The organism is Finegoldia magna, from assembly GCF_018371055.1.
GTDB classification, from domain to species: Bacteria; Bacillota; Clostridia; order Tissierellales; family Peptoniphilaceae; genus Finegoldia; species Finegoldia magna_I.
The window spans coordinates 1-4457 of sequence record NZ_JAGYZD010000147.1; the positions used below are offsets into that span (position 1 = coordinate 1).

The 4457-nt window shown below is 35.9% G+C and carries 6 protein-coding genes; 2 read left to right on the forward strand and 4 right to left on the reverse strand.

From position 1 onward, the window contains the following. Positions 1-104 precede the first annotated feature (104 nt). Positions 105-746, forward strand: a complete 642-nt coding sequence (locus KHW44_RS06750) for a dihydroxyacetone kinase subunit L (protein ID WP_294684844.1) — start codon at positions 105-107, stop codon at positions 744-746. Between the two features lie 40 nt (positions 747-786). Here KHW44_RS06750 and KHW44_RS06755 read toward each other — a convergent pair whose 3' ends face one another. Next, positions 787-1494: a pseudouridine synthase gene (locus KHW44_RS06755; RefSeq protein WP_294684843.1), complete on the reverse strand. Its 708-nt coding sequence runs from the start codon at positions 1492-1494 to the stop codon at positions 787-789. Between the two features lie 36 nt (positions 1495-1530). Here KHW44_RS06755 and KHW44_RS06760 point away from each other — a divergent pair, with 36 nt between their 5' ends. After that, entirely contained in the window at positions 1531-1818 is a 288-nt protein-coding gene (locus tag KHW44_RS06760; RefSeq protein ID WP_304067571.1) for a DUF1294 domain-containing protein, read from the forward strand. Here the strand turns inward: KHW44_RS06760 and KHW44_RS06765 are convergent. The 3 genes from KHW44_RS06765 to KHW44_RS06775 are packed head-to-tail and all read right to left on the reverse strand — an operon-like array spanning position 1775 to position 4387. Continuing rightward, positions 1775-3100: an aldehyde dehydrogenase family protein gene (locus tag KHW44_RS06765; RefSeq protein ID WP_304067574.1), complete on the reverse strand. Its 1326-nt coding sequence runs from the start codon at positions 3098-3100 to the stop codon at positions 1775-1777. The two genes, KHW44_RS06760 and KHW44_RS06765, sit on opposite strands and share 44 nt — an antisense overlap. Positions 3101-3159: 59 nt before the next feature. Continuing rightward, entirely contained in the window at positions 3160-3759 is a 600-nt protein-coding gene (locus KHW44_RS06770) for a CpsD/CapB family tyrosine-protein kinase (RefSeq protein ID WP_294684839.1), read from the reverse strand. After that, on the reverse strand, positions 3749-4387 hold the full coding sequence (locus KHW44_RS06775) for a YveK family protein (RefSeq protein ID WP_294684838.1): 639 nt from the start codon (positions 4385-4387) through the stop codon (positions 3749-3751). The genes KHW44_RS06770 and KHW44_RS06775 overlap by 11 nt, the downstream gene beginning before the upstream one ends. Between the last annotated feature and the right edge of the window lie 70 nt (positions 4388-4457).

Consider the following 4457-nt stretch of genomic DNA (forward strand, 5'->3'; position numbering starts at 1 on the left):
ACTATTACAGTATACGCTCCTAAATCATACTTGTCAAGTGTTTTTTGAAATTTTTTTAAAATTTTCTGTAATCATGTATAATATTAAGTAAGAAAGGGGTGCTTATGGGATTTACAAATTACGATATTTACAAAGTTTTCGAGATGTATCAGGAATGTTTGATGATTAATTGCTCCTTATTAAATAAATTGGACGAGAATTTGAGTAATAGAGATCACGGTAGCAATTTAAATAATGGTTTCGGCGAACTTTTTATACAATTTCCCGACTTTAAAGATGAAAATATTTCTAAGCAGTTCAAAAATCTATCATTTCTATTTACATACAAAGTAAAAGGTGCCACAGCACCTATATACTCATATGTTTTTGATAAGATTTCAGATTACACAAATGGCAAAGACGAATTGGACCGTAAAATGTTCGGTGAAATTTTGAAAATCACAAATGAATCTGTGAAACTAGTTGGAAATTGTAAGCTAAATGACAAAACAATTTTAGATTGCATTCACGCTGCATCTGAAAGCTTTGAAAACAATAAAAATGAAAATACAATTAGATTAATGAAAAAAATAAGTGTAGATTGCAAGATGGCTTGTGAACAAACATCAGAAATGTCTGCAAAGAAAGGAAAAGCACGTCACAACGCCATTTATTCCGTTGGAGTGATAGACCCTGGTGCTTATTCGTTGTTTTTGTTTTTCGACACATTATACAAATACGTCCTCAAAAAAAGGCGCACAAAATAAAATCTCAATTCAACTTTTACGTTAAATTGAGATTTTTTCTTTATTCTTCTTCTAGCCCAAGGATTTTTAACTCCTCATCAGTAAGTTCTCTGAAGTCTCCCTCTTCCAAATCATCTGGCAATTTAAAATCACCTATTTGGACTCTTTGAAGTTCCACAACTTCATTGCCAACTTTTTCAAACATTCTCTTGACTTGGTGATATTTACCCTCCTTTATTGTAAGGTAACAATTATAATCGTCGATAATTTCCATCGTAGCAGGTTTCGTGATGATATCTTCCGGCATAAGCTTGATTCCTTTTTCGAACGTTTCGTTGTATTTCTCATCGACCTTATCTCTCAAAGTAACCTTGTATTTCTTCGACACATCTTTTTTCGGAGAAATCAAATTATGAGCAAATTTACCGTCGTTCGTTATAATCAATAGCCCTGTCGTATCCAAATCAAGCCTTCCCACAGGGCTCAAATCAAACACACAAAGCTCTCCCATATCGTCAATCACAGTTTTGTGCATAGGATCTTTCGAATGACTTGTAACTCCTTTTCTCTTGTTCATCACGAAATACAAAAACTTCCTGTATTCAATGATCTCGTCGTAGATTTTCACCACGTCGTTGTTTTCATCTATATGCTCAGAGGACTTCTTCACAGTCACATCATTCACCGTGATAATCCCCTTCTTCACCATTTGTTTTATCTCTTTTCTAGTTGCGATCTTCATCTCGCTAAGCATTCTATCTAATCTCATATCTCTCCTTATGGTACAATAATTTTGGGTGATGTTATGTTTAGTATATATTTTTTAATAATCAATTTAATAACTTTCCTAGCCTTCCTTATAGATAAAAGAAAAGCCGTTCACAACAAATACAGAATCTCTGAAAATATTCTGATATTCCTGTGCATAATCGGTGGATTCATCGGAGCGTTGAACTCCATGGTAATCTTCAAACACAAATTATACAAGAAGAAATTCACCATCAATATTCCATTGATTTCACTTATTTATCTTGTAGCCTTCGTCTTAATTAGCCGAGGAATTTTTTCATTAAATCTAGTTTCTTGGCAGTAAATGGTTTGAATCTAAATGGATTGTCGACTTTTCTGGAAACATAGACTGATTGTTTGTGTGAAAAAGTGTCAAATCCCCATTTGCCATGATAATGACCAAGTCCACTATTTCCAAATCCACCAAAAGGCGCCTTATTGTTGGAGATGTGCATCATACAATCGTTGATGCATCCTCCACCAAAGCCCACAGAATTCGTGATATAGTCGCACAATTTCTTGTCCTTAGTGAATACATAAAACGCCAACGGATTGTCCATTCTTCTGATGTGCATCAACATCGCATCGATATCAGAGTACGAAATCACCGGCAACAACGGTCCAAATATCTCATCTTTCATTATTTCATCATTAAAAGTCGCATCAGTGAACACACACGGCTCAATAATCATCTCACCATCGTGGTATTTCCCACCGATTCTGTCCGTCCTATCCATCATAATGCGTCTGAACTCATCGTATTTCGCCTTTGTTTTTATCCTAGACATCTGAGATATATCAGAATAATTTTCGTCGATTTCCTTCAGTATATAATGCAGCAACCTATCCTTGATGCTTTCTTCAACCACCAAATAGTCCACAGCCACACACGTTTGTCCAGAATTTGTGAACTTCGCCCAACAAATCTTCTTCGCTGTATCTTCCAAATCGACATCTTTGTCCACAATACAAGGACTTTTTCCACCCAATTCCAACACACATGGCTTCAAATTCTCAGCTGCTTTCTTATACACAGCCTGTCCTCTGTTTTTGCTACCAGTGAAAAAATAGAAATCAAACTTTTCTTCCAACACCTCATCATAACTTTTGTCATTTTCAAGATGAACGACATCCTCCACAGGCTTCAAAACTTCTTTCATAAGTTCTCTAACCTTAGGATTCTTCCTGCTCATCATCAAATACACACTATTTCCAGCGGCAATCGCATCAATCACAGGAATCATACTCAAATTAAACGGATAATTCCACGGACTGATAATCAAACACACACCATATGCTCTGTTTCTGATTTCCGTTTTGTTTGGGAAAGTCAGCAAATCAAAAGAAGTGTTATTCGCTCTTGCGAGTTTTATAGTGTTATTGATGAAGAAATTTAACTCCTGCATCACAGTTGCGTACTCAGTCATAAAACCTTCATATTCGCTTTTTCCGATATCTTTCTTCAACACTGAGATTATCTCTTCCCTGTGATTTTTTACAGAACCTCTAAGTTTTCTCAGATACAGCACTCTAATCGAAGGCTTCAACAACACCGTTTGAGACCTTTCGCGTAATTTTTCAATCATAATTTTCCTCTCTATAAAAAATAAGCCAACTGATTTGCCTAAAATCAGTCAGCCTATAATTACTTTTCATTAATACGTACAAGTCCTATCAAATTGCCGTTGACATTTCTAATTGAATCGATAGATTTTTCGATGTCGCTCTTTTTAGTTTCTCCAACCTTGTACACCAACAAAGTCGCATCGCAAATCGCTGACAATACAACAGCATCGGAATAAGCTTCGATTGGAGGAGTATCGATTATCACATAATCGTAGTTATCTTCTAAAATACGAATAAAATTCTTCATAGAATCGCTTGAAATAAGTTCGTTCGCATTTGGAGGAATAGCTCCAGCGTGGATAATATCCAAATCCCATATCGATTCATCGTGACTTATAGCAAGATTGAAATCCATCTTGTTCACAACAACATTTGTAACGCCGATTTCAGTGTCGATATCGTAGAAATTCCTCAAACTTGGCCTTCTCAAATCCATATCCACAATAACAACCTTGTGATTGGACAAAGCGAAGCTTTTCGCCAAGTTAGCAGCCACAGAAGTCTTACCTTCTCCGAAATATCCCGAAGTAACCACGATAGATTTGATATTTGCCCCTGCGAACTTCACATTAGTTCTAAGATATTTGTATTGTTCATTAAACAAAGTCTTATCCTTCATCTATCATCGCACCCCTTTCATCAACATAAGGAATATCCCCAATAATACTTACTCCCAAATCTTCAACATTAGTGCCCACTCTCATGACATCATCGTGAGATTCCCTCACCATACAAATTATCAATGAAATTAAAAACCCTACAAGTAAAGCCAATAAAGTATCTCTAACCAAATTTGGAGACACAGCTTTTAAAGGGGATGAAGAGTATTCCAACACCTCAACTTTATATTCATCAGTAGAGTTTTTAACTGTGATATCTGCCAATTCATCTGCAATATCTCTTGCACGTTGAATCACAGTATCCTCAACATTTATACTAACAATCTTTGAGTTTTCATCAGAAATGCTAATTTTTTTAGCCAAATCCTCAACATTCGGCTTCAATTTCAAGTTTTGTTTCACTTCAGTCAACACCATTCTCGATTTAACCAAAGATTTCACAGTTTCTATCTGAGTAGTGGAAGTGTTGCCGCTTTTTGCACTCACTACAACCTTAGAATCCACGCTGTACACAGGTCTCACCCACATAACATCGTAGCAAATCATAGTAATTCCGAACAAAAAAGTCACCAAAACAATAGGCACAAACCTATTTTTAAAAGTTCTTACAAATAAGTTATCTCTCATCTTATCTCCTCTTACCAAAAATCTTCGACAAAACCCCGCCGCTCTTCTTCTCTAACACAGGAATCCTGTC